General features: G+C 60.8%; 25 protein-coding genes and 2 pseudogenes. 17 read left to right on the forward strand and 10 right to left on the reverse strand.

The features are described from left to right. Positions 1-43: 43 nt before the first annotated feature. Positions 44-1,672 carry an RNA-guided endonuclease InsQ/TnpB family protein gene (locus C489_RS19430; protein WP_006433089.1) on the reverse strand — a complete coding sequence of 543 codons (1,629 nt, stop codon included), beginning with the start codon at positions 1,670-1,672 and terminating at the stop codon, positions 44-46. 223 nt (positions 1,673-1,895) lie between these two features. Here C489_RS19430 and C489_RS19435 point away from each other — a divergent pair, with 223 nt between their 5' ends. Then, entirely contained in the window at positions 1,896-2,351 is a 456-nt protein-coding gene (locus C489_RS19435) for a hypothetical protein (protein WP_006433091.1), read from the forward strand. 100 nt (positions 2,352-2,451) lie between these two features. After that, positions 2,452-2,799 (forward strand): helix-turn-helix domain-containing protein, encoded by a 348-nt coding sequence (locus C489_RS19440; RefSeq protein WP_006433093.1) that lies wholly within the window; start codon positions 2,452-2,454, stop codon positions 2,797-2,799. Between the two features lie 233 nt (positions 2,800-3,032). On the opposite strand, the gene C489_RS19445 is transcribed toward C489_RS19440, so the two are convergent. Next, positions 3,033-3,344 carry an ArsR/SmtB family transcription factor gene (locus tag C489_RS19445; RefSeq protein WP_239642090.1) on the reverse strand — a complete coding sequence of 104 codons (312 nt, stop codon included), beginning with the start codon at positions 3,342-3,344 and terminating at the stop codon, positions 3,033-3,035. A gap of 317 nt (positions 3,345-3,661) precedes the next feature. Between C489_RS19445 and C489_RS19450 the strand changes: the two genes are divergently transcribed. Further along, complete coding sequence (locus C489_RS19450) at positions 3,662-4,246, forward strand: response regulator transcription factor (RefSeq protein ID WP_006433097.1); 585 nt, start codon at positions 3,662-3,664, stop codon at positions 4,244-4,246. A 7-nt stretch (positions 4,247-4,253) separates the two neighbouring features. Here C489_RS19450 and C489_RS19455 read toward each other — a convergent pair whose 3' ends face one another. The 4 genes from C489_RS19455 to C489_RS19470 all read right to left on the reverse strand — a co-directional run bounded on the left by C489_RS19455 (position 4,254) and on the right by C489_RS19470 (position 8,342). Further along, complete coding sequence (locus C489_RS19455; protein ID WP_006433098.1) at positions 4,254-5,882, reverse strand: bacterio-opsin activator domain-containing protein; 1,629 nt, start codon at positions 5,880-5,882, stop codon at positions 4,254-4,256. Continuing rightward, the gene (locus tag C489_RS19460) at positions 5,879-6,970 is read right to left on the reverse strand and encodes a sensor histidine kinase (protein WP_006433099.1); all 1,092 of its coding nucleotides are present in this window, start codon (positions 6,968-6,970) and stop codon (positions 5,879-5,881) included. Before C489_RS19460 ends, C489_RS19455 begins: the two co-directional genes overlap by 4 nt. A gap of 526 nt (positions 6,971-7,496) precedes the next feature. After that, positions 7,497-7,922 carry an EamA family transporter gene (locus C489_RS19465; protein WP_006433100.1) on the reverse strand — a complete coding sequence of 142 codons (426 nt, stop codon included), beginning with the start codon at positions 7,920-7,922 and terminating at the stop codon, positions 7,497-7,499. A 150-nt stretch (positions 7,923-8,072) separates the two neighbouring features. Further along, positions 8,073-8,342 carry a hypothetical protein gene (locus tag C489_RS19470; protein ID WP_049891129.1) on the reverse strand — a complete coding sequence of 90 codons (270 nt, stop codon included), beginning with the start codon at positions 8,340-8,342 and terminating at the stop codon, positions 8,073-8,075. Positions 8,343-8,504: 162 nt separating this feature from the next. On the opposite strand from C489_RS19470, the gene C489_RS19475 reads away from it, so the two are divergent. The 4 genes from C489_RS19475 (at position 8,505) to C489_RS19490 (ending at position 12,794) form a co-directional block, all read left to right on the forward strand. Further along, the gene (locus tag C489_RS19475; RefSeq protein WP_006433102.1) at positions 8,505-9,419 is read left to right on the forward strand and encodes an ABC transporter ATP-binding protein; all 915 of its coding nucleotides are present in this window, start codon (positions 8,505-8,507) and stop codon (positions 9,417-9,419) included. Beyond that, the gene (locus tag C489_RS19480; protein ID WP_049891130.1) at positions 9,416-10,225 is read left to right on the forward strand and encodes an ABC transporter permease subunit; all 810 of its coding nucleotides are present in this window, start codon (positions 9,416-9,418) and stop codon (positions 10,223-10,225) included. Before C489_RS19475 ends, C489_RS19480 begins: the two co-directional genes overlap by 4 nt. Next, on the forward strand, positions 10,222-11,034 hold the full coding sequence (locus C489_RS19485; protein ID WP_006433104.1) for an ABC transporter permease: 813 nt from the start codon (positions 10,222-10,224) through the stop codon (positions 11,032-11,034). Before C489_RS19480 ends, C489_RS19485 begins: the two co-directional genes overlap by 4 nt. A 101-nt stretch (positions 11,035-11,135) precedes the next feature. Continuing rightward, positions 11,136-12,794, forward strand: coding sequence for a sensor histidine kinase (locus C489_RS19490; RefSeq protein ID WP_006433105.1), 1,659 nt, complete (start codon positions 11,136-11,138; stop codon positions 12,792-12,794). Positions 12,795-12,920: 126 nt separating this feature from the next. Here the strand turns inward: C489_RS19490 and C489_RS19495 are convergent, their stop codons facing one another. Beyond that, the gene (locus tag C489_RS19495; protein ID WP_239642092.1) at positions 12,921-13,100 is read right to left on the reverse strand and encodes a hypothetical protein; all 180 of its coding nucleotides are present in this window, start codon (positions 13,098-13,100) and stop codon (positions 12,921-12,923) included. 670 nt (positions 13,101-13,770) lie between these two features. Continuing rightward, on the reverse strand, positions 13,771-14,325 hold the full coding sequence (locus tag C489_RS21155) for an SDR family oxidoreductase (protein ID WP_338041776.1): 555 nt from the start codon (positions 14,323-14,325) through the stop codon (positions 13,771-13,773). Between the two features lie 83 nt (positions 14,326-14,408). Here C489_RS21155 and C489_RS22490 point away from each other — a divergent pair, with 83 nt between their 5' ends. Both C489_RS22490 and C489_RS23165 read left to right on the forward strand, forming a co-directional pair. After that, positions 14,409-14,837, forward strand: a complete 429-nt coding sequence (locus tag C489_RS22490) for a hypothetical protein (protein WP_006433106.1) — start codon at positions 14,409-14,411, stop codon at positions 14,835-14,837. 11 nt (positions 14,838-14,848) lie between these two features. Next, positions 14,849-15,070, forward strand: a complete 222-nt coding sequence (locus tag C489_RS23165) for a helix-turn-helix domain-containing protein (protein WP_394296308.1) — start codon at positions 14,849-14,851, stop codon at positions 15,068-15,070. A 3-nt stretch (positions 15,071-15,073) separates the two neighbouring features. Here the strand turns inward: C489_RS23165 and C489_RS21160 are convergent. Further along, a pseudogene (locus C489_RS21160) lies at positions 15,074-15,706 on the reverse strand (IS6 family transposase). Positions 15,707-15,969: 263 nt separating this feature from the next. On the opposite strand from C489_RS21160, the gene C489_RS19505 reads away from it, so the two are divergent. Together C489_RS19505 and C489_RS19510 are read left to right on the forward strand one after the other, a co-directional pair. After that, complete coding sequence (locus C489_RS19505) at positions 15,970-16,881, forward strand: ABC transporter ATP-binding protein (protein ID WP_006433108.1); 912 nt, start codon at positions 15,970-15,972, stop codon at positions 16,879-16,881. Then, a complete protein-coding gene (locus tag C489_RS19510; protein ID WP_083902859.1) occupies positions 16,878-17,729 on the forward strand; it encodes an ABC transporter permease subunit in 852 nt (283 codons plus the stop codon). Before C489_RS19505 ends, C489_RS19510 begins: the two co-directional genes overlap by 4 nt. Before the next feature lie 309 nt (positions 17,730-18,038). On the opposite strand, the pseudogene C489_RS21165 reads toward C489_RS19510, so the two are convergent. Further along, positions 18,039-18,769, reverse strand: a pseudogene (locus C489_RS21165) (IS6 family transposase). A gap of 170 nt (positions 18,770-18,939) precedes the next feature. On the opposite strand from C489_RS21165, the gene C489_RS19520 reads away from it, so the two are divergent. The 6 genes from C489_RS19520 to C489_RS19545 all read left to right on the forward strand — a co-directional run bounded on the left by C489_RS19520 (position 18,940) and on the right by C489_RS19545 (position 23,678). Then, a complete protein-coding gene (locus C489_RS19520; RefSeq protein WP_049891152.1) occupies positions 18,940-19,524 on the forward strand; it encodes an LURP-one-related/scramblase family protein in 585 nt (194 codons plus the stop codon). A gap of 106 nt (positions 19,525-19,630) precedes the next feature. Then, positions 19,631-20,131, forward strand: coding sequence for a hypothetical protein (locus C489_RS19525; protein ID WP_152423207.1), 501 nt, complete (start codon positions 19,631-19,633; stop codon positions 20,129-20,131). Between the two features lie 34 nt (positions 20,132-20,165). After that, on the forward strand, positions 20,166-20,429 hold the full coding sequence (locus tag C489_RS19530; protein WP_006433113.1) for a hypothetical protein: 264 nt from the start codon (positions 20,166-20,168) through the stop codon (positions 20,427-20,429). Positions 20,430-20,533: 104 nt separating this feature from the next. Beyond that, positions 20,534-21,664 carry a hypothetical protein gene (locus C489_RS19535; protein ID WP_006433114.1) on the forward strand — a complete coding sequence of 377 codons (1,131 nt, stop codon included), beginning with the start codon at positions 20,534-20,536 and terminating at the stop codon, positions 21,662-21,664. A gap of 656 nt (positions 21,665-22,320) precedes the next feature. Then, positions 22,321-23,106: an RNA-guided endonuclease InsQ/TnpB family protein gene (locus tag C489_RS23170; RefSeq protein ID WP_394296307.1), complete on the forward strand. Its 786-nt coding sequence runs from the start codon at positions 22,321-22,323 to the stop codon at positions 23,104-23,106. A gap of 128 nt (positions 23,107-23,234) precedes the next feature. Next, positions 23,235-23,678: a DUF5518 domain-containing protein gene (locus tag C489_RS19545; RefSeq protein WP_006433115.1), complete on the forward strand. Its 444-nt coding sequence runs from the start codon at positions 23,235-23,237 to the stop codon at positions 23,676-23,678. The last annotated feature ends 66 nt before the right edge of the window (positions 23,679-23,744 follow it).

Below are 23,744 nucleotides of genomic sequence, written 5' to 3' on the forward strand. Positions count from 1 at the left end.
GTCAAACTCCGATCCGGGTACGAGAGACCGCACTGCACTCACGTCAGCTACCCACCCCTTCAGGGGTGGGCTTGCCAGTGGACTCTCGTTCTACCGACACGGGAGTATCGGACGCCACTTCAGTAGCGTTCNCTTCAGGGGTGGGCTTGCCAGTGGACTCTCGTTCTACCGACACGGGAGTATCGGACGCCACTTCAGTAGCGTTCACGGTCATCATCCCTGACTTCAGGGCGTACTGACAGAACGCCCCTCCAACAGGGGACTTCTGCCCCCGCTGGAGTTTGAGTGTGAGTTTCCGTGCCACGTTCTTCGCCGCGTTATAGTCTGCGTTCGCCGTGTACTCACAGTCCAGACACTCGAAGTGCTGGTCGTTACGGTTTTCTTCAAGGGTACACCCACACTTCGAGCATTGCTGGCTCGTGTACTGCGGATTCACAGTCTCCACGACGATTCCGCAGGCTTTAGCCTTGTACTCAACCATTGTTTGCAGTGCGTTGAATGCCCACTGTTGGAATTTCTTCTCGTCGCTAATCCGCTCTCGAATCTGTTCCAAGTTCTCGAACGCAATGTGCGTACACTCGTGGCGACGAGCCGCCTCCACGATGGCTTTTGAACACTGGTGGNTCTGTTCCAAGTTCTCGAACGCAATGTGCGTACACTCGTGGCGACGAGCCGCCTCCACGATGGCTTTTGAACACTGGTGGAGGTAGTCTTTACTCCAGCGACTGAACCTGTCACCAATACGCTGGACGGTTAGGTGGGCGTTCCGCGTACCTGTTTGTTGGAGGCTGGCACGTCGTTTTTCAAACTCGCGGCGCTGGTGGTTGAGGTAGTCAGCATTTCCGACGAATGCACCTGTTGAGGTCACGGCGATATGNTCATCAACGTTGCAGTCCACGCCAAGCACTTTCGAATGCTCGGCTTTCTCAGGACGTTCAACATCGAGTTCTCGTTCCATCACCGCGTGTAGGTAGAACTCATCGGCTTCGCTGTCGTAATGGACAGTGCTGGTTGAGAAGGAATAGTCGTCGTTCAGCAAGTACTCGCCGTGTGGCGTTCCTTTAGTATACTCAGGCAGGTCGTATTCGCATTCGACTCTGCCGTTGACGGTGGCGAGACTCACCTTGTCGCGGTAGTAGGTGGCGGCTCGCTTGTCGTAGACGATGCTGAACGTGTCGTACTCTGNTCTGCCGTTGACGGTGGCGAGACTCACCTTGTCGCGGTAGTAGGTGGCGGCTCGCTTGTCGTAGACGATGCTGAACGTGTCGTACTCTGGCTTACTGGTGTTCTTGCTGTCAGCAAGCCTGTCAACGCAGTTGTCGATGTCGTCGGTGGCGCGTTTGATGGCCTTCTGCACAAGATTCGCGTGCAGGTAGTCGGTTTCTTCGCGGAGGTCGTCGTAAATAGCGTCTTCGNCGTCGGTGGCGCGTTTGATGGCCTTCTGCACAAGATTCGCGTGCAGGTAGTCGGTTTCTTCGCGGAGGTCGTCGTAAATAGCGTCTTCGGCTTCACTCTTGCTGGTTACGCAGTCCTCGTCAGGGTAGCGCCATGCCCAGTCACTGGTTCGGTTGGCGCAGTACTGGAATTTGTCGTTGGTGGCGTGGAGGTCGATCTTGCGGTCGTCGGGCACGTCGAGGCGGATGCGTACGGTGCGAGTTACCTCCCACGCCATCTGTATCACAGTAATGCCTACTCTTTATTAATGATTTTGTATGACGTTGGAGAGTCAGCTGTGCTGTGTTCGGTGGTTCGTGTAGTGTAGCTTACGCGCTTCCTCCCACGGCTAAAGCCGTGGGCTTCCGCGCTGTTACCGCTGTGAGAGTGAGCAACCGATTCGTATTTCTGACCGAGAAACACAGACGAGGTGATATGTGTAGCGGGGCATAAGACCGGGTATGGCGTTCGCCGAACTAGGGATTATCGCTGGCTTTGCGGCTGTCGTTTTGCTGTTCTGGTCCCCGCTCTTAGCGGTCAAACGACTCCGCGACTTGTTCCGGTGGCCGACCCGGTGGTTCGTCGCGAACTATCTGCTTCTCGGAAGCGGCCTGATCGTGGGACAGTGTCTCTCGTATCTCGCCGTCGCGCTACTCGTTGCTGGAACCGGGCCGATCACGGGCGGCGACGCAGCGGGTATCGTCGTCGGCGTCCTCGCTGTCAATGTGTTCCTCCCCTCAATCGGTGTATTCGCCGCCTTGCGTTTCTCGTCTGCAAACGGCGATCGAACGGCCGAGGCGGCGGGGCGAAGCGGTCGGATCGCACTCGCGTTCGGCATCGTCTGGTACGCGGTCGTCGCGTCCGGAACCTTCGTTCTCGGTAGCTTGGCCATCATGTTTGCGAACCTGCCGACCTAACAGGTCCCGCTGGTCGCTCTGTACTTCTAGAGTCGTGCGACCGAGACGGACGGGATAGCTAGCACCGCCATCCAGTGTGACGGGTCGTGTCTCGAGTAGTATGGCTCCCCTCGAAACGTCACAGTCGAAACGCCGAAGCGATCGACCGGAAACCGATGGCCCCACGACGGCCGAACTCCTCGAGCTCTTCGGGGACGAGTACACCCGCCGCGTGTACGAAGTCATCGTGGAGCACCCACGAAGCGGCCGTGCCGTCGCCGAAGCCGCGGAGATATCACGACCGACCGCCTACCGTCGCCTCAACGATCTTCACGACGCCGGTCTCGCACGACGGGAAACGACGATCTGTGACGACGGGCACCACCGGGAGAAGTTCGAGGCCCTCGACGTGTCGCTCTCCGTCTCATTCAACGATGGAGTAGAGATCGCAGTCGGCGTCACAGAATGAAAGGGCGAGGGTCGATTCGTCGCCCAGCGCCGCGAGGATAGCGGTCGTCTGCTTCTCCCTCGCACTGCGAGGAAGTCGTCGATATGGTCGTTCTCGCCTTGCTATTCGGGCGATTTCTAGGCGTTCGACCGGACTGCAGGCCGACTCGGTATTGGAATCGTAGAAGGGTTCGTACAGTTCGGACGGTCGTGTCGTCTCTCGTTCCGAATTACACACCCAGCCGACACACCCCCTTAGCGGTGCACCGGTGAGACGACATCGCATCCGCGGTCACCTCGAGCGCTCTCCTCGAGCGTGATCCCGTCGCTGTCGAAGCCGAGGCGCACTCGATCGACCGCGATACGGTATCGCTGCCGGTGGTGACCGTTTGCCTGCACGCTGATCGAACTCCGGACGAGCCCAGCGGACTCGAGACTGTCCAGACGCCGGTAGACGGTGGCGCGGGAACTGTCCAGGCGTTCGACTAACTCGCTCGCCGAACGCGGGGCCTCGCCGAGTTCGTCTAAGACACACCGGGCGTGGTCGTCGCTCAGGAGTTCGAGCACTGCCTCGGCATCGATCGTCGATTCGTCGTTCTCGAACGGGGCTCCACGTCGCCCGTTCGATCGTACCCCACTGTGAGACGGCTGTGATCTCGACATCGGTGGTTGTTGGTTGGACGGGACGGTCCCTGTACGATGACGCTACTAGTCCCAACGATGTCACGGAGCCACTCTAGCTATTGGCAGGCGTCCAACCGACTCGGTATGCGGTGTCGTGCTCACCGTTCGGTTCGGGGACAGACGACTGTGCGTCGGCGCGTGGTCACCGCGTCCCGCTCGTGCCGGGATATTAGTACGGTGACAGTCTACCGACCGGTAGGATGGGAAACGTGATGCGCGTATCGGAACCCCGGATTCTGATGGTCGACGACGAGAAGAAAGTGGCCGACGCGTACGCGCTCCGCCTCGAGGACGTCGCCGACGTGACCGTCGCATACGGCGGCGAGGAAGCGCTCACGGTCGTCGACGACGGACCGGTTCCCGATGTCGTCCTGCTCGATCGGCATATGCCCGATCTCTCGGGGGACGAGGTACTCGATCGCCTTCGGGAACGCGATCTCAAAACGCGAGTCGTGATGGTGACGGCGATCGATCCCGGACTGGATATCGTCGACATGCCGTTCGACGACTACCTCTCGAAGCCGGTCGAGCGTGAGGATCTCCGCGCGGCCGTCGACCAACAGTGTCAGGTCCTCGCGTACGAACTCCTCGGCGAGTACTTCCGTCTGGAGTCGACGCGGGCGGTCGTCGACGCCGAACTGCCCGCCGCCGAGATCGAAACCGACGATCGGCTCGCCGACCTCGAGGCGCGCCGCAATGCCATCGAGGAGCGAGTGCTGGGGCTGCTCCCGGAAAGCGAGGAGTTACTGGCCGAGTTCTCCGGTATCGACCGCGGGCGATACTGACGCCGACCTACCGGTCGTCGGTCGCGCCCGCGTCCGGATCGGAGACTCCCGCCCTCGAGTCGGCATCGAAAAAGGCCTCGACGAGTGTCTGCTCCGCCCGCCGAAGGTGATAGAGCATCGTCGACCCGGCGATATCGAGCGTCTCCGCCACCTCCGCCGAGGTGCTCCCGCGCGGCGACGTAAAGTAGTCCGACAGGTGAGCGGTCCGCAGCACCGTCCGCTGTCTGTCGGTCAGTTGCTCCTCGAGGGTATCCTGAAACGCCTCGGCCGACGCTGGCGTTCGAGCGGTCTGTTCCTTGGCGACGAGTCGGGTCTCCGCGACGACGGCGTCGACGGCTTCGATCAGCCGCCGAACGTCCCCGTCGGACGGAAGTTCGGCGACGAGTCGGGCCGATCCGGCCCCGTACTCGCCGCCTTTGATCGTCGCACCCCACGCCGCGAGTGCGGTTACGGGCGTGTCGTCGACGACGGTCGCTTGGAGGAGCGGGTCCGTCTCCGACCGTATCCGTCGCGCGTCGACGACATCTTCACGGTCGGAAAGCGACTCAGCGACCCCCTCGAGCGGCCCGTCGGCGGTGAGATAGCAGACGACGGCACCATCGCCACGAGGGATCGCACCGTCCAACGACAGGGTTCGATCGGCCGCGGTCGCAGCGCCGACGAACGGGACCGTCTCGTCGCGAACCTCGATTGTCACCTCGGTACCGGTGTCGGCGACCAACAGGTCCTCCTGGTGGCCGGCCTTGATCGCAAACCCCGCGACGCTTCCCAGCGTCTCGAGGCCGACCCGTTCCTGTTCGCTGAACCCGTCTTCCTGTCCGGAGTACACCGTTACGACGCCGTACACAGTCCCCTGGTAGGCAAGCGGGACCGCGAGACACGACCGAAGCCCGTGGCCAAACGCCGCTCGACGGACACCGCGGGGGACGGCATCATCCTCGGCGATCGCCTCGACGTGTCGGGTCTCGCCCGATGCGACGGCTGCTTGCCCGGGAAGGGGTCGCTCGCCGTCCAGACTCTCGTCGATCCGCTCGCGAAGGTCGGCCGCGTCGCCCGCCGCGGCGAGCACCCGAAGGCGCTCCTCGGAAAACGCCCGGTCGCCGACCCACGCGAACCGGTAGAGGTCGGTCCCGCCCAGTCGCTCGCAGACCGTTCGAGCGACATCAGAGCGATCCGACGCGCCGATGACCTGTTGTAACACGGTCGCGACCAGCGAGTTGATCCGCTGGACCCGCTCGAGTTGTCGGTCCAACCGGTCGGCGGTCTGCTCGAGTTCCTTGCGCGGCGTGTGGTTCCGGACGTATACGAGCGCCCCCTCGTCGACACGGATGTCGACCGCGAGCCATCGGTCGATCGGCGGGTAGTACTCTTCGAACGACGCGGGGGTTGGCGACGTGCCGTCGAAGGCCTCCCGCAGCGTCCCAGCGGCCGATTTCGGGAACTTCTCCTCGATCGCTGCCCCGCAGAGCGCGGCCGGATCAGTTTCTAACAGCGTCGCTGCGGCGTCGTTCGCGTCGACGACCACCCCGTCGCTCGTCGTTTCGATGATCCCGATCGGAGCCTGTCGTAGTCGCTCGTCCATCGCGTCTGAACCGCCGCCGTTGCCCCCCATATCGGCGTCGTGCCGTTCAGTCATCGTTCGTGGATCGGTCGGAACTCGAACTTTGCGCCGCCGCGTGATCCCTCCGAGACCGAGACAGTCCAGTCGTGTGCGCGGGCGATCCGTTCGACGATCGTCAACCCGAGCCCGGTTCCGTCCCCTGCCTCGGTCGACGAATAGCCGGGCTCGAACACTCGTTCGCGCTCGTCGGCCGGGATTCCGGAGCCGTCGTCGGCGACGGCGAACCCGCCGCCAGCGCGTTCGACACGGACTCGGACCGGGTCGGTCACGCCCTGACGAGGATGCGAGTCAGTGCTCGTCGAGCCGTGCTCGACGGAGTTCCGGAACAGGTTCTCGAGCAGCCGTTGCAGCCGATCGGGATCGGCGTCGACCCGCGGCAGGTCCTCGGCGACGGAAAGCGACGCCGCCCCCGTATCGACGGTCGCCCACGCGTCAGACGCCACGGCGTCGATCGCGACGCCATCAGTCACCTCGAGCGCGTGCTCGCCGCGGGCCAGCGCGAGCGCGTCCCGAATGATCCGTTCCATCCGATCGTGGGCGGCCGCGACCTGCTCGAAGTGGTCCGCGTCGCCGGTCTCCTCGGCCGCCCGGAGGTGGGCCTTCGCGACGTCGAGCGGGTTCCGGAGATCGTGAGTGATGACGCTCGCGACGCGGTCGAGTTCGACGGTATCAGCGCTCGCCGGCACCAGTTCGGTCACGAAGACGTAGCCATCGACCGTCTCGCCGCCATCCGCTCCGGCGGCGGTGTCACCGGCGCTCGAGCCGTCGACGCTGCGAAGCCGCACCGGTCGTCGGTGGGCGTCGGTCCCGGTGGCTAAGTGGATACCGATTTCGACATCGATCGCATCCCCGTCGGCGAGCCGAGAGCAGGCGTCCGCGACCGTCGCCTCGTCGACCGCGCGGCACCGAAGCAGCCACTCGCGGATGCTGGTGCCGCTTGATACCGCGTCGAACGTCGCATCGAACGCGTCGTTCGTCGCCGCGATCCGCGGAATACCGTCTGCGGTTTCGTAGCCGGCGACCGGCTCCGGAACGGCGTCGATCGCGACAGTGTCGGACCCGACTGCCCGAGCGTCGTCCCGGTGATCCGTCACGACGATCACCGGCTCCCGGCCTCGAGAGCGACGCGCTCGAGGCCATCTCTCCGAGGAGTCACGCCTACCGCCCGAACCGCCGTCCGGCGTACTGCTGTCGAGGTCATACGCTCATCATTTGGCTCTGTACGCATAGACGCACACTCTAGTAATAGCGAAACTCGATATGAAACGTGTTTCGGCTGTCCGACACGACGCCGCGCCGATCGCAGCCGAACCGGCTGTAGGCGACGGTCTGTAATTCTCGGTCATCGGGTCTCGCTGACAGCAGTCGTTGGTAATACGGTTTGGCATCCAGAAAGCCACGAAAATCCGGTCAGTATAGGCAACTGATCAAATCCTGCAGCGCCCATCACGCTTCGTCACGGTTCGAATTCACGAGCGGGTGGCAGCGCTGCATGCCCGGAATTGGAAGGATGAAAATCCTGCAGATTGGAATCGATGCAACCGCTATCGAGAACGCGTGCTGAGGCCGGAGCGAAATTCGGCTTGGTCGAGCATCTGTCCGACGGCCCACCGATTGCGGAGGGCAGCTCTAGTAGGTGATCAAGACGACACCGATAGCTGCGAAGGCGATCCCGGCAAGCCGTGCGATCGTAACTTCGTCTCCGAGGACGACCATACCGATGATGGCCGCGATGACGAAGTACATCGCACCGAGCGTAGAGACGGTTGTTGTTGACCCGCCGGAGAGGCCGATATACATCGAAATCAGGCCGATTCCGGTAAATAATCCGGCCGTGCCAGCGAGCAGTCCTCCCTTCGCGGTAATCACGAGCGAGGCGTCTGAAACGAGGATGAATCCGAGTGCAAGGGGTCCCGCAACGAGATAGGAGATCGCGGCGGCCGTCCGCGGGTCGATGGACTCCGACGCAGCGTTGCCCAAGACTACCCAGATTCCCCATGTTACCATCGTGATCGTTCCAAAGAAAACAGCCGAATCGATCTCGGGGAATTCCATCAGTGTGTGCTCTCCACCGCTACTGAGAAACGTCTCTCCCTTTATTATCTGAGATTGTTAACAGCCTCAAGTTGAGGAGGCGCTCGATCACAATTACTGTACCGGAGGACCTCGGCTCCAAAACGTACGTGCCGGTCTGGTTTACTCGGTCTACGCGACGGCGATTCCTGCACCGACGAAGAACGCGACGGCCGCGAGCCCAAGCACCGCCAGAGATCGGTTACTCCCTGTCGGTTCTCGCTCGAGCGTCTCCCACTCGAGCAGTGTTCCGAGACCGATGGCGATGGCAGCACAGCCACCAACGAAACCGGTCACTGGCCAGACCGACGCTCCGCTTTGGACGATCGCACCTGCCGATTCGAACGCGAGCAAAATCCCCGTGATCAACGGTGCGGCACCAACTGCTTTGCTGGAGGGCATACGAGAATCGTTTTAACCCCGTGACACATAATACCTGTCATGCGTTGCGCTGAAGAAACCGGATCGGTGTTAGCGACTGCTACGCTGGTGTGCAGCGGACGGTGTTTCTCAGCGTGACACGCGGCGGCGGTCGTTTTCCCCACGGTGTTCGAAGCCGCGGCTATGACGGCGATCGCTGCCGACGGACTGTCGAAGCGGTACGCGACGGTGACGGCGTTGGATCGGATCTCGCTCTCCGTCGAGGAAGGGGAGATCTTCGGGTTCCTCGGCCCGAACGGTGCCGGCAAGTCGACGTTCATCAACGTCCTGTTGGACTTCGTGCGGCCGACCGACGGGTCGGTCGAACTGTTCGGTCACGACTGTCAGACCGAGGGCGTCGCGGCGCGCGATCGCATCGGCGTGCTCCCCGAAGGATACTCGGTGTTCGACCGGCTCACTGGCCGCCAACACGTCGAGTACGCCCGTCGATCCAAGGACGCCGACGACGATCCGATCGAGATCCTCGACCGCGTCGGCGTTCGGGAAGCCGCCGACCGCCCGGCCAGCGACTACTCCAAGGGGATGAAACAGCGCCTCGTGTTGGGGATGTCCCTCGTCGGTGACCCCGACCTGCTGATCCTCGACGAGCCGACGACTGGACTGGACCCGAACGGTGCCGCCGAGATCCGGTCGATCCTCCGCGAAGAGCGCGACCGCGGTGCCGCGATCTTCTTCTCCAGCCACATCCTCGAGCAGGTCGAGGCGATCTGCGACCGCGTCGCCATCCTCCAGGACGGCGACCTGGTCGCCGTCGACACGATCGACGGGCTCCGACAGTCGATCGGCGGCGGCACCAAGCTCCTGATCGACGTCGACGGACTGGACGAGGAGACGGTCGAAACCGTCCGCGCCGTCGACGGCGTCGAGACGGCGACGGTCCGGGACGGGACGACGCTCGAGATGACCTGTACGAACGACGCGAAGATGAACGTCGTGGTCGAACTTCAGCGCCTCGGCGCGGACGTGGTAAACTTCCGGACCGAGGAGGCCTCGCTCGAGGATATGTTCGTCGCGTACACCGGGGGCGGTCGAGAATGAGTTGGCGAGTTATCGCCCGGATGGACGGCGCGCTGACTGCCGAGCCGCGATCGACCCGCCTGCTACTCGGGCTGCCGGCCGTGACGGTTCTCGCGGCTGCGTACCTCTATCCGGCGTTCGGAACCGAACCGATCACGACCGCTCGCTTCACCGGATTCGTCGACGGCTGGCTCGCGACCGTCGTCCCCTTGGCCGGCATCCTGTTGGGCTACGATGCCGTCGCGAGCGAGCGGGAGTCTGGCGCGTTGTTGCTCTCACTGTCGCTGCCCCACGGACGGGATGATCTCGTCCTCGGGAAGGCGCTCGGCCGCGTCGGGCTGTTGAGCGGTGTTCTCCTCGCTGCGATGGTCGTCGGTGCGGGACTCGTCGTCTACCCGTTCGGTCGGTTCGTCGCCGCGCCGTTCTGTGGCTTCGTCGCGACGACCCTCGCCTTCGGGGCGATCTGGACCAACCTCGGGATCGCCGCATCGATCTCGACCGCGACCAAACAGCGCGCGTTCGTGATCGCGTTCGGACTGTTCGTGCTGTTCGTGTTGGTCTGGGACGGCATCGCCAGCGGCCTTCGGTTGGGCCTGAACCGGGCCGGCCTCGTCGACGGCACGCTTCCCGGCCCCGTCCGGTTCGTCTTCGATCTCGAGCCCGGGGCCGTCTTCCAGCGGGTGACAGTCGGCTTCCTCGATCCGAGCGCTGCCGTCGACGGCCCGTGGTATCTCAGCGAGTGGGCCGCGCTCGTCGTGTTCCTTCTCTGGTTGATCAGCCCGCTGGCGCTAACCTACAGCCGCTTTGCCGGCAGTGATCTGTCGTGAGCTGGCGCGACGTTGCGTACAAGGACGTCAACGACGCCAGTCGGTCCCGCACGCTCTGGCTGCTGTTCGGTCTCCTGTCGGTCCTGTTCGTCGGTTACGCCGCCGCGTACACCTACGTCGGTGACGGGACGTTTGCGGGATTCGTCGCCGGCTCGGCCGGACTCGTCGGCGGCATCCTTCCGATACTCGGCATATTGGCGGGCTATCGGTCGATCTCCGACGATCGTGCGGACGGGAGCCTCCTGCTTTCGATGGCGCTCCCACAGTCCCGCACGGAGCTGCTCATCGGGACGGCGCTGGGTCGGGTGGTAGTGTTGCTGGTACCGACGCTCCTCGGGCTGTCGATCGCCGGGCTCTATGCGGCGCTGCGATACGGGACCGAGGGCGCGATCGCGTATCCGTGGTTCCTGTTCGCGACCGCCCTCTATGGCGCGTCGTTCGTCGCGGCCGCCGTCGCGCTCTCGGCCGCGACCGCGAACGACCGCCGGCTCACCTACGGTGCAGTCGTCGGATACCTGTTGCTGGTGGTTCTCTGGCGCGACCTCACCGCATTCGCCGTGGCGTTCCTCCACCGGTTCGACCCCGGGATGGGGATGCCCGACTGGGCGCTGTTGGTTCAGTTAGCCCAACCCAGCGAAGCGTACGCCCGCCTCCTCGACGCGCGGTTCGACATCGACCGGGCAAGTCGGTACGTCGGAGACAGCGCGCCGGCGTTCGTCGACTGGTGGGCCGCACTGGCGATACTCGTGGGCTGGATCGCGGCGTCGCTTGCCGTCGGCTACCGGCGGTTCGAATCCGGAGATCTGTAACCGGATCCGAAACTGTACTGACCACCAGTCGCGGATCCGTTGCAGAACTCGAGATCACTGCGTTCATTACAGTCGGCTGTCAAAACACGAGCGAGAGACCGATGTCGCTCGCTGAGACGGTCGCGGCCGTCGCCCTCGACGCGGTAGCGGTGGCGATACTGGGCTGGACGACGCGGCTCGCCGTCCGGTCACGAGACCGGCCCAGCGCCCCACCGGTCATCGCCATATTGGGCCTCCTGACGATCATGGGGGTGCTCTCGGTGCTTTCGGAACTGCCCGGCACGTCGGCAGTCCCGTTGCTCTCGGCGATTATCGACCTCGGCCAGTTCGGCGTCGGGATCGTCCTTCCGGGCGTCTGGGTCGTGTATGCGCTCAGTTACACCGGTCGGGGAACGGGACTGACTCGGTGGCGCGTCGCCATGTTCGCGGGCATCGCGATACCGATCGTCCTGAGCGCCGTCGTCATCGCTGTGAGACCGCCGACGGCCGTCATCGAGCGGCTGCTCGCGTCGTTCATCGGGACGGAGATCCTGTTGCTGCTGGGGCTGTTCACGTACGGAACGTATCTCCTGCTCGGACACGGGTGGAACCACGCCCGCATCTCGAGGACACAGATCGCGATCGTGATCGCGGCGGGCGCTGCACCGTATCTCGCGGGCGGGATGGGGAGTAGCGAGCCCGTCGCGGACGGCGTGACCGTGGGCCTCCTCGTCTCCGGCGGGCTGTTCGCGGTCGCGGTGCGGCGCTATCCGGTGATGACCGGCTTCCCGAAGGCCGATTACGTCGCCCGAACGCGCGTCGTCGAGGCGCTCCGAGAGGCGGTCATCGTCATCGACTGGGAGAACCACGTCCTCGACGCCAACGCGACGACCGCGGAGTTGTTCGACCGGGCCCCGGCGTCGATGATCGGCGAGCCGATACACTCGATCGTCGACGGCCTCGAGGGGAGCGACCTCTCGGCTGGTTCGACGGGGACGGTCACTCTCCAGACGACGAAGGGACGCCGGCGGTTCCAGTTCAGCGTCTCGGCGGTCGACGATGCCGAAGCCGACGCTGACAGCGGGGCCGACCCGGTCGCGAGGACCGTCCTGTTGCGGGACGTCACCGACCGCCGAACCCGCGAACAGCGGCTTTCGGTACTCAACCGCGTCCTCCGGCACAACGTCCGGAACGAGCTCGACGTCGTCCTCGCGTACGCCGACCGCATCGACGACCAGGACGTGCGGGACGGCATCCGCGACAGCGCGACAGACCTCGTCGAACTCAGTACCAAGGCTCGAGAGGCCGAGGACGTAATGACCGCGAGCGCGGGGTCGCCGGACCCGGTCGACCTCGCAGCCGTCGCACGGGAGGTCGTCGAGGAGTACCGAACGTCGGACCGACCGTGCGAGGTCTCGCTTTCCTGCCCGGACGAACTGGTCGTCTCGTCGCACCGATCCGTCGTCCGGCAGGTGCTTTCGGAGCTCGTGGCCAACGCGATCGAACACGCGGACGCTCCCCACGTCGATGTCACCGTTCGGGCAGATCCGGACGGAGCCGCAGAACTCGTCGTCGCGGACGACGGGCCGGGGATTCCGGACCGAGAACGGACGGTTCTAGACGACGGGACGGAGACCCAACTCGAGCACGGTAGCGGAATCGGACTGTGGTTCGTCAACTGGGCCGTCACCCAGTTAGGCGGCGATCTGTCGTTCCGCGAGAACGGTCCGACGGGAAGCGTCGTGACCGTCCGTCTCTACGACGCCGAGTTCGATCCGTGATTCGTCACGAAAAAGCAGGTGGGGTCGGTGACGACTGTGGCAGTCGGGACGGTTCCGGTTCGCCCTCAAGGAGGCCGACGATTCGCGTGAATCGCCGGCCGAGCGCGTTCCGGAGCCGTCCTCGAGCTAGACGCCTTGTTCGTTTCGGGCACCGGTAATGATCGTGTACACGTGGATCGGGACGATCACGATGCCCAACAACAGGTAGTTGAGCGTGAGGAGATTGATCACTGCCAGCTTCGTCCGGCCGACGTAGTAGTACGCGGCCGGCGACAGCACGAGTGCCAGCAGGAGTGCGACGGGCATTGATTTGTCCGCGATCGCCCGTTCAGGGCGTCCGGTGTCATCAGCAGGGGAACTATTCGTCACCATGGATGTCAGAGGTTGCTCGAGCGGCGTCGAGAGAGCGCATAACCGGCTGCGGTCGTCACTGCGACGATGCTCGCAATCCTCGTCTTGGTCACCTCCATGTTCGATCGGTGGGTCGGTACCCAAATAGGTCTCGAGGCAGCGTCTCCGACTCGGAAACACGTCTCGAGGATCTCGTACGGGACGACGACACTCCTCGATACTGAGACTGGACATACTAGTGGGTTCGTTCATCACCACCGCTTTCTCCCGGTCGGAAGACCGGCACTGCGGCGTGAGCCCACAGATGTGCGTTCTCATTAGACTGATTACTGCGGCGAGAATCAGGTCTATCGCCCAATTAGTATTTACGTGGACGACTGGGTATTGGCAGTCGTTTCTCCTGCCCTGCTCTCACACCGTTCCGTGAGCCACTCTTTCCAGGTGACTGTTCCGACAGTGTGTTCGGGACAGGTTGCATACCCGGCGCGAAGACTCGCCGCGGTTTCTCCCGGTAGCGGGAATCTGATAATAGGACATCGGAGGCTACTCACATCGCGGTAGGACTGTGCGAGTTCCCGCACTGAGTGGACTTTGGGACCACCAACTGGGTCAATTCGACCGTTCGCTACCAGCGTAGCGTGATCAACAATGACATCAGCAAAGTCGCCGACATCGATGGGCTGAATCTGCATCTTTGTTGGCAGAGGCCATACCGGAAGCTTTGCCACATAGCCGAGTAATTCCGCAATGAACGAATGGAACTGCGTTGCACGAATGATAGTCGCCGGTACACCACTGGCTTCGATTGCCTCCTCAGCGGCGCGTTTGTGTTCGTAGTAGGAGAAGGCAATATCGTCAATACAACGATAGAGGAATAGATGAAGTTCGTCACATCAACTTCCTCAGCCGTCTCTAGAAGTGGTTTCGTCCCTCGGACATCAACTCCTTCCGTGTCTCTTCGTGGGGCCGTCGCAGCGTGAATAACGACATCAATATCTGCAAGCGCTGAATTGACACCTCCGCCGTCAATAAAATCGAGTTCGACCCATTCGATATCTTCGCCGCTCTCTTCGGGGTGTTCACGGCTCGCCGCTCGGACGTTGTGACCTGTCGCTGCGAGTCGTGATCGGAGGGCTGTCCCTAGCGTTCCTGTTGCGCCGGTCACCGATATTCGAATCACAATTGGTGATTCGTTTCCGGGGCAGAATGGATACTGCCGGAATTGCTCGGCGAATTTAAGTGCGAATCATCAGACTTCACTATATGAAACACGTCCGGGTTCGTATCACGGCTCACGGGCGAAAGAGAGACATTCACCCCATGTATGGCGTGATGACTAGGGCACCGTTCGTTAAGCGGGCGACGGCACTACAGTGGAACTACACCGGAGACGCTTTGGGAATCCTCCACTACGTTGTGGGAGACACCGATGCGCTTGAGGCGGCGATACAAGAGATACCAGAGGTCGTCGGCTACGACATAGAACGTATCAATGAGCAGTCTTGCTGCGTGTACGTTCGAGATTCTACAACCGATCCGCTTCAGGAGATGTTTAGCACCATTTCCTCTGGTGGGCTTGTCGTCGTCCCGCCCATAGAGTATGAAACCGACGGGACGGTGGCGTTCTCGATCTTCGGTCCAGATGATGAAATCCAGGCTGCAGAACGGATATTTCCGTTTCAGTTGATGTGACTATCGAAGCAGTGGGTGGCCGCGCCAGAACAAGGGCTGCCGTTAAGGCACGTCTCACGGAGCGCCAGCGAGACACTGTCAAAACGGCACTAGAACTTGGTTACTATGATATTCCCAAGAGGGCCACTCAGGAGGATATCGCCGCCGAACTCAACTGTGCACCGAGTACCGCCGCAGAACATCTGCAGAAAGCAGAGTCACAGATACTTCGTGCACAATTTGCCCGAGGGTAGTGTTCAGATAAGCTGATTCCATGCGAAGCTGAACGATCTGTGCCAGTCATCGGTGGTTTCTGCTTCGGCATTGCTGAAGCAGTTTGAGAAACAGAGCGTTCGTCGTTTTATCTCTCTAAAGACACGTTCAATAGCATTCCGATTTCCATGTTTCTCGTATCTGAAATCGAAGCCATGACGCTGACATGCATCTTGTAACGAGTGCGATCCATCGACGAGAAACATGGCGTCAGAGGCGTCATGTTTCTCGGAGAGTTCCGTAAGAACGGATGAGCGAGAACCCTTGTTGTTGTCGGTTCAAGCTTTGTATGGAGTAATTCGTTTGTCTCTGGATCGATTGCGGCGTACAGCCAATACTGCTCATCGTTCAGTCGGATCACGGTCTCGTCAACCGCAACGTGATCCGGACACCGACCAGGTTCGGGCTGTAGATCGGCCTTGTGAACCCAATTGTGAACAGTAGACCGAGCGTTTGACACCGAATATCTAAAGAACAGAGACAGTATTCGAAAGCGAGAGTCCAGCGAGGTGCAGTTGAATACTGAGCTTCATCAGCAATCGCGGTGTCGCTTCTCGTTCAACAAACTCTAAGTTGATCTCGTCTAAATAACCGTTGAGACGGTCTATTTCGGGCATAGATCACTCAGAAAACGAACCGCCTCATCCTTCATTCTTATCTGAAACCGCCCGCTGGTCCCTCCTTATCCTGTACTGACCGCGAGATCGATTAATACCACCTTCTTCTTTATAGTCCACCTCGAACCTGCTCCCGGAAATTGGCTCGTACACGATCGGAACAGATGTGTTTGTGACCGCGTTTCTGTTGTCTATCGCCGTTTTAGAGTGAGAATGATCAAAATATACTTATGACTGGAAATTAACAAGAAAACGCCCTCTAGATGACTGCCATCGAAACTTCAAACCTGACGAAACAGTATAGTGAGGAAACCGCGCTTGATGATTTTACTCTCCGCGTAGAGCGTGGAGAGGTGTTTGGCTTTCTCGGTCCGAACGGTGCAGGGAAATCGACGACCATCGACATTTTCCTGGACTTTATCCGGCCGACCGACGGTCACGCTGTCCTTGCAGATTGCGATCCACAGCAATCCCCCCAGAAGGTGAAACAAAACATCGGTGTCGTCCCTGACGATTACAGTCTTTACGACTCGCTTACCGGGATAGAGCACATCGAGCTAGCGAAAGATCTGCACGGCAGTGACGAGGACACGGATACACTCCTCTCTCGTGTCGGGCTCGCTGATGCCGGCGACCAACCAGCGGGGAGTTATTCGAAAGGGATGGCTCAGCGACTGGCATTCGGGATGGCACTGGTTGGTGACCCCGACGTACTCATTCTCGATGAGCCATCGGGAGGCATCGATCCGAACGGCGTCCAAGACATGCGAGAGATAATCCGATCGGAAGCCGAATCCGGTACAACGATTTTCTTTTCGACTCACATCCTCGAGCAGGTCGAAGCAGTCTGTGATCGCGTTGCGATTATCAATGACGGCCAACTCGTCGCCGTTGACACGATTTCCGGGCTGCGCGATGCATTCAACAAACAATCGGTTCTGACTCTTTCAATCGACGGCACGCCGATCGAGCTCAACCTGACCGACCTTGATGGTGTCACCGATGTCGAATACACTGATGAGACCCTCACTGTTCAGTTGAGTGATCCACAGCTGAAATCCACTGTTATCACGCAAGTTGAGGCCTCCGGCGTGTCTGTATCCAACATCGAAATCGAGGAGGCGTCACTGGCTGATTTGTTTAGCCGACTTACAACCGGAGGTGATTCGAAATGAGTTCGCTAACAACGATCGCACAGAAGGATTTCAAGGATTCACTACGAACTCGGTCGATCTGGGTGATCGCTGGAGCTATGACGATTCTCAGCCTATCGCACATTCTGGCGTTCCTATCCACTCCGATTGCTGATCAGCATACCCAACCGTTCATTCTTGCAGTCGCTCAGTTCACACTCTGGCTACCGCTCGCGGCGATCGGTATCGGGTTCAAATCTATCGTCGGCGAACGCACCTCCGGCAGTATTCGCATTCTGCTCGGACAGCCAGGAACCCGTCGGAGTGTTGTCTTTGGGACCTATCTCGGTCGGTCACTGATTCTGGCGACAACCGTGTTATTCGCCCTCACCGTAATGGCTGTCGTCGTTGCCTTTGGGTTCGGAACCATCGGTTTCCTCAACGTATTCGGCGGGACGATAGCGCTTCTCCTCTTTGCATTCGCATGGATTGGCCTTACCGTCGGTGTATCCAGCTTCGCCGCCAGCGAAACCCGTGCAATCGGTCTCGTAATGGGTATTTACGCAGTCGTCGAACCGCTCTGGCAGAACCTCATCCTCCGGTTGTTCGCGCTTGTCTTTACCGGGACTACACAAACACCGAGTCAGGCGGCCGTCTTCCACTCGCTTGACGAACCAACGTGGTACCTCTACGTCAATCGGCTCAGCCCTGCTGAAGCGTTCAACGCTGCCCGCTACTATATTCCGAACCTTCTCGAAGGCCTTTGGTACGGGACGACGGTCCCTGGACCGCACGCTCCAAACGTATTCGGTATCATCGTTTTGATCGGATGGGCGACTATCCCGGTCTACCTCGGATATCGACGATTCAAGGGAGCGGACCTCAACTAAAACAACTCGGTATCTGGTCGAAGAACTGCTCCGGAGTTCCACCCTTGGGAGTTCACAACGTCTTATCTGACTACCGAGTACTAGGTGTGGAGACACGATTTAAGACCGAGCGTTTTAGGACAATAGCTCGACATCCTCGTTACTGGAACATCTGTTTGCTAATAAGTAATATCTGGGTCGAATTCTACTATTCTAATACTACGAAGAGAACAACGGAACTAGAAACAACACCGAGATACACTGTATACACCTGATAGAGTATTAGACTGTACCTACCAGCTACACTACTGGATGATGGAACGTCACCGTCTAGTTTAGCACCTCCGCTGGCGTCTGTCCGTTGAGTGACTGGTGTGGCCGCTGTGTGTTATAATAGTGTACGAACTGTTCAAGCCACTCTCTGACGCCCGCCCGACTGCCGACCCACGAGTTATGGAAGCGGTCGATCCGCATTTTGAGGGTGTGAAACCACTTTTCGATGTGGTTTCGATCAACGTAGTCGAGGTGACCGCTTAATCCTAATCGAGAGAGGACAGTCAGATAGCCAGCACCATCGACGAGAAACTCAGCCTCGGAGAGATCGTGTTTCTCGGTAAATCCATGCAGAAACGCAGCAGCTGGATCAGTGCCTCGCCGTCCAAAGAGCGCGACGTCGAGAATGAGTTTCGTATCGAGTTCTATTGCAGCGGACATCCAAGACCGATCGCCGTTAATTCTGATAGCGGTTTCATCAACCGCGACCCGCGACGGCTTCGCCGTCCTCAGAACGCTTCGCGTTCTGATGGGCCGCATGAGAGCTCCGCTCTCGTGGACGTCGGCGGGTTTGGCACGCTATCAGCCAGCCGATGTGCCCAGTGCCAGATTTCTTGATGAGACCGTTCAACGCCGAGTGAGCGAAGAATTTCTTGTGTCTCTCGAAGCGAACAACCAGTCGCGTGGAGCCGGACGGCGAACGCCCTGACGGGCGTCGCCGTCCGCTCACGCTCCTAACATTCATCAAATTCCGGCGTGTAGCTCTCGCTGAGCAGGTCTGCGAGCATTGTCCCAAACAAACGCTACGACCTGCTCACTTCTCAAACTGCGCTAACTAGACGGTGCTGTCTATGACGCCCTCTATCGAATAATATCAATTCCAACAACGGAGACGATGGCGTTTCACGACGAGAGATGCCGCGATCTCTTTCTTGTCGACGCGGCCGTACCGGCGTTCATGGGCACGTCGAAATACGACATCGAAGGGCTCGATCTGTCGGACGACCACTACACCGTCGAACAGAACCTCGTGCGAAACCAGTACAAGGCGCTGGACGACCACGGAAACACGGTCCTCGAAGGGAAACAGGAGACGTTCAAACTCAAAGAAGAGTTCCCGTTCGTCGACGGGAACGGCGAGACGGTATTTACGATAAATGCCCAGCAGATCAGAGACTACGAAGGACAGTACGTCCTCACGGACGCCCGCAGCGGCGATGATATCGTCGTGCTCGATCACGAGTACTCCCTCCTCGAGCAGATAACGGGCGCAACCTGGACGATCCGCGACGCCGAGACCGACGCCGAACTAGCCGAGATCACGTCCCGGAAGTTCGTCGGATTGTTTCGACGGGGGCTGCTGGGTAACCTGATTCCCCACCACTACGAGATCACGGACGCCGACGGCGGTCACGTGGGGTCGATCTCGGGTCAGCTGTCGATGAAAGACCGGTACGACGTCCGGATCGACGACGCCAGCACCGTCCCACGGGAACCGGTCGTGGCCGCCGCGATGGTCATCGACGCGATCGAGGGGAACTGATCTCTCTGAAACCGCCGGACGCTGACCTCCGTCGCGGTGTTTCTCGCCGAGAGAACCGCCGTCCACGTTTACTACCGCTCCGGTCGACCATTCAGGCACGTCGATCATGACTGCTCAGACCTCCCACGACGGCGGTTCGACCTCGAGACGAATGTTTCTCGCAGCGGGCGGCACAGCGGCGCTGGCGGCGACGGCCGGCTGTACGGCCGTGATGGATTTCATCGGGGACCAACTGCTCGAACAGGTCAACGTGTTCAACGAAACCGACCGGCGAGTCAGCGGGTCCATCGTCGTCATCGATCCCGACGGCGACACCGCGCTCGACGAGACGTTCGATATCGCTGCATCGGACTCCGAGGACAACGAAAGTAACGGAGACGACGAACAGTCGGTCGCGGTATACGACGACGTGTGGGACGGGGCGGGAGACTACGAGGTGACCGTCGAACTGGACGACGCCGAAATCGACGGGGAATCGGGGGCGAACGAGACGGTGACGATCGACGATCCCGAGGAGGAGATGCTCGCCGTCGCGCTCGGCTCCGAGGAAGTCGATGAACCGATCGGCTTCCGCGTCGGGAAGAGCCTCTCGGACTTCGGACAGTGAGAGGACCACTCGTGTCCGATTGTCCGTCTCGAGTATGATCCAGTCCGCGATCGAACGGTACCGCCGACTGTACGCGGCCATCCGCGTCGAGTCGCCGTGGCGGCGAGCAGTCGTCGGTGGGGTCGCGGGACTGTCGGGAGCGATCGCTGCGGAGACGCTTGTCGATGGTCTTCCGCTCCGACTGGTCGTCGTATTCATCACCACGGTGGCCGTGGCGCTCGTGGTTTCGGCCTTCTGTACCTCTCTGTCGCGTCTGTTCGCGTACTGCGTCGATTTCCTCACCGACCGCCGGCGATAGGTGGTCTCTTCCGGTCGCCGGCAGTGGCAATTTCTTGCGGGTGTTTCTGTCGCAGAGACTGTGCGTTCGGGTTAATCATCGAACAGTTGCAATCCCGAATCGGAATGGTTCCCCCCACGACGAGACGACGGTACCTCAGCGGACTCGCTATCGCGGCCAGCGCCTCCCTCGGCGGCTGTCTCAGCAATGCTGCGACAAACGACGACGATCCCGACGCGGACGCGGACGACGCGCCGAATGACGAGTCGGAGCCCGACAGCGAGACACAGCCCTCGTCCGACGACGTCTCCGGAACGCCCGAAACGCTGCTCCGACAATACGTCGAGACCAGCGCCGAGGCGAGCGATCCGGCCGAGGTCGGTGCGTACTTCCACCCAATCCATCCGTTCCATCCGGACACCCTCGAGGCCGAGACCGCCGAGGCGTGGCTGCTGAAAGACGATCCCGTGTCCGAGATCGAGACCGAGACCACCGACCGAGACGTGACACCCAACGCCGTCCTCTCGGCTCCGGTCTTACAGGCCTCGAGCATCGAACGTGACGCGGTCGCCGACGCGCTCGAAGGCGAGCGGACGGCAGTCGTCGACGTCTCGGTGATCGACGAGAGCGGTGAGACGACCGCGTTCAACGCCGTAACCGTCACGGCAGACGGCGAGTGGTCGATCCTCGCACAGGGAATCGAAACCGACGACAGACCGAAGGAGCCGTCGTCGTTCGACGCGCGCGTCGTCGAGGACATCGAATTCGACGCCGAGGCCGACCGCGCTCGCGTTCAGTTGGTCGACTCGCCAGTAGCCGACAGCGTCACCGCCAAGGCGGAGACCGCCTATTCGTCCAGGTCGTCGAGTACGCCGGCGGTGATCGACTACTTCGATCTCTCGCTCGATCCCGACGGCGACGAAGTCGTCGTCACTGCCACGGTCGATGGCGAGACGCGACCCGTCCACCGCGAGCAGTACCCGGTGGCCGATCGAGCCGTCGACGAGATTTCGTTCGACGAACGACCCGATACCGAACTGTTCGACGCGACCGCTCGAGTCGAGTTCACGGGCGAGCAGACCGGTGACCGGATCGTGGTCGAATCGACGGTCCAGGGCGACGAAGCGTCGATCGAACCCGCGGACACTGCGACGCATCTCACCGTCGGCGTCGACGCGGAGGACGACGAGGTGGTCGTGACGCTGACGGACGGCGAGGAGCCCGAAGAGATCCACCGTGAGCGGTATTACCCGTAGCGTACTCGAGCGGCTCGGTCCGTCGACGATCGGCTATCAAAGTATAAATACACAAATATTATACAAAATACAGGAGAAAACCCACGGCTTTAGCCGTGGGATGAATCCGTCACTGCTGAACCAAACCACGCGACGGTGGCAGGCCGACTCCCCAGCGTTTAAGAAATACTAGTGCTACATATAAGATATGGAGGTGCGGCGTACCGTCCCCGTTGCACTCGACGTAGACAGCGACGCCGCCGCACTCCTCGAAGACACCGTAGACACGTTCCGCTGGTCGGCACAGTACGTCGTAGACCACGCTTTCAAAGGTGACTACGTCACCACCAGCAAAACCACGCTGGACGACGAAACCTACGACGACGTACGCGAGAAAACGGACGGGTTCAACGGTGGATTGGTGCAAGCCGCTCGGAACAAGGCCGCTGAAGCCTGCAAAAGCGTCGTCGCACGCTGGAAAAACGGCAAGAAAGCTTCGAAGCCGACGGTCACCAGCCCACACGTCGTCTACGACCACCGAACCGCCACATTCCACGACAACTACGTATCTCTCGCCACTACAGACGGTCGCATCGAAGTCGAGTACGTACTGCCCGACGAGGATCGTGACACGCCGCACTCGGCGTACCTGTTTTCAGACGAGTACGAGACGACGGGTGCGGAACTACACTATCGAGACGGCGACTGGGTACTTCACATCCACTGCAAGAAGGAAGTGGAGTCCGACACGTCGAAACAGGCAACACCTGAGAACGGAACNGGAACTACACTATCGAGACGGCGACTGGGTACTTCACATCCACTGCAAGAAGGAAGTGGAGTCCGACACGTCGAAACAGGCAACACCTGAGAACGGAACGGTTCTCGGGGTTGACCTCGGCGTGAACACCCTCGCCGTCACATCGACGGGCACGTTCTGGACGGGTGATGAGTTCGACCACTGGCAGCGTGAGTACGAGAAACGTCGTGGCTCACTCCAACAATGTGGAACGCGCTGGGCGCACGAGAACATCCAGTCAGTCGGTCGGAAAGAGAAAGGTCAGTTCACGCTGATGTTACACCGAATCGCCAACGGACTCGTCGCTGACGCTCGTGAAAACGAGTGTACGGTCATCGCGTTCGAGGACTTGACTGACATTCGTGAACGGACTGGCGCGTCGTGGGGGCACAAGTGGGCGTTTGACCGCCTGTACGAGTATGTCGAGTACAAAGCCGAGGAACACGGCATCACAGTTGAGCAGGTTAACCCCGAGAACACGTCACGCCGTTGCTCGCACTGCGGGTTCACGCACCCCGACAACCGCAACGGCGAGGAGTTCGAGTGTCTGAAGTGCGGGTACGAGAATCACGCAGATTACAACGCCGCGAAGAACATCGGCTTACGGTATCTCCGTCGGAACCAAACTGGGTCTGGCGGAGGCGCNCCTTGGGCGTGCGCTTGAACAGCGGGATGTTGAACGTGAATGGAGGCTATTCTCCTGCCGAGGAATCGGCCAGAACGGGAGTCCACGCTGAATCCCACGACTTCAGTCGTGGGTAGCTCAAACAGACAACTATTGAACACGTGACTATGGTCGGAGTGCTTTCGAACGAGTCGAACGAGACGTGGCAGTACGCCCTCCTCGGGGGTCTCGTTTCGATCCCGTTTACCGCCGCCAGTTACTTGCAGACGGGGTCGGAACTGTCGCTCGCACCAGTGTTCTTCGGCGCCCTTCTCGCCGGCTTCCTGGCCGAGCGCGCGGCCGGATCGAATAGCGGTGTCGGCGTCCGTGCCGGCCTCATCGGCGGACTGCCGGCAGTCTTGCTCCTCGTCGACCTCCTCGCCGCCTCGAGCGGCTTGGGCGGTCCCGCGTGGTTCGTCGCGCTCGGACTCGCCCTCTTGCTCGGGTTCGCGGCTGTCGTCGGCATACTCGCGTTCGGACTCGCCGCGCTCGTCGGTATCGCTGGTGCACGAGTGGGTGGCTGGCTCGCCGACCGCGGTAGTCGCCGTCGCCCGCCCGCGACCGGCGGTTGAGATAGCGGCCGGCCACCGCGCTATGTGTAGCGGAAGGACAACGTTCCAGACAGTCATAGCTATTAT

Source organism: Natrinema versiforme JCM 10478, assembly GCF_000337195.1.
GTDB classification, from domain to species: Archaea; Halobacteriota; Halobacteria; order Halobacteriales; family Natrialbaceae; genus Natrinema; species Natrinema versiforme.

Excerpts from the sequence above, each read along its gene's own strand:
- C489_RS19435 (WP_006433091.1), top strand. The coding sequence starts at position 1,896 with ATGGCGTTCGCCGAACTAGGGATTATCGCTGGCTTTGCGGCTGTCGTT.
- C489_RS19440 (WP_006433093.1), top strand. The coding sequence starts at position 2,452 with ATGGCTCCCCTCGAAACGTCACAGTCGAAACGCCGAAGCGATCGACCG.
- C489_RS19450 (WP_006433097.1), top strand. The coding sequence starts at position 3,662 with ATGGGAAACGTGATGCGCGTATCGGAACCCCGGATTCTGATGGTCGAC.
- C489_RS19455 (WP_006433098.1), bottom strand. The coding sequence starts at position 5,882 with ATGACTGAACGGCACGACGCCGATATGGGGGGCAACGGCGGCGGTTCA.
- C489_RS19465 (WP_006433100.1), bottom strand. The coding sequence starts at position 7,922 with ATGGAATTCCCCGAGATCGATTCGGCTGTTTTCTTTGGAACGATCACG.
- C489_RS19470 (WP_049891129.1), bottom strand. The coding sequence starts at position 8,342 with ATGCCCTCCAGCAAAGCAGTTGGTGCCGCACCGTTGATCACGGGGATT.
- C489_RS19475 (WP_006433102.1), top strand. The coding sequence starts at position 8,505 with ATGACGGCGATCGCTGCCGACGGACTGTCGAAGCGGTACGCGACGGTG.
- C489_RS19480 (WP_049891130.1), top strand. The coding sequence starts at position 9,416 with ATGAGTTGGCGAGTTATCGCCCGGATGGACGGCGCGCTGACTGCCGAG.
- C489_RS19490 (WP_006433105.1), top strand. The coding sequence starts at position 11,136 with ATGTCGCTCGCTGAGACGGTCGCGGCCGTCGCCCTCGACGCGGTAGCG.
- C489_RS19495 (WP_239642092.1), bottom strand. The coding sequence starts at position 13,100 with ATGCCCGTCGCACTCCTGCTGGCACTCGTGCTGTCGCCGGCCGCGTAC.
- C489_RS22490 (WP_006433106.1), top strand. The coding sequence starts at position 14,409 with ATGAAACACGTCCGGGTTCGTATCACGGCTCACGGGCGAAAGAGAGAC.
- C489_RS19505 (WP_006433108.1), top strand. The coding sequence starts at position 15,970 with ATGACTGCCATCGAAACTTCAAACCTGACGAAACAGTATAGTGAGGAA.
- C489_RS19510 (WP_083902859.1), top strand. The coding sequence starts at position 16,878 with ATGAGTTCGCTAACAACGATCGCACAGAAGGATTTCAAGGATTCACTA.
- C489_RS19520 (WP_049891152.1), top strand. The coding sequence starts at position 18,940 with ATGGGCACGTCGAAATACGACATCGAAGGGCTCGATCTGTCGGACGAC.
- C489_RS19525 (WP_152423207.1), top strand. The coding sequence starts at position 19,631 with ATGACTGCTCAGACCTCCCACGACGGCGGTTCGACCTCGAGACGAATG.
- C489_RS19530 (WP_006433113.1), top strand. The coding sequence starts at position 20,166 with ATGATCCAGTCCGCGATCGAACGGTACCGCCGACTGTACGCGGCCATC.
- C489_RS19535 (WP_006433114.1), top strand. The coding sequence starts at position 20,534 with ATGGTTCCCCCCACGACGAGACGACGGTACCTCAGCGGACTCGCTATC.
- C489_RS19545 (WP_006433115.1), top strand. The coding sequence starts at position 23,235 with ATGGTCGGAGTGCTTTCGAACGAGTCGAACGAGACGTGGCAGTACGCC.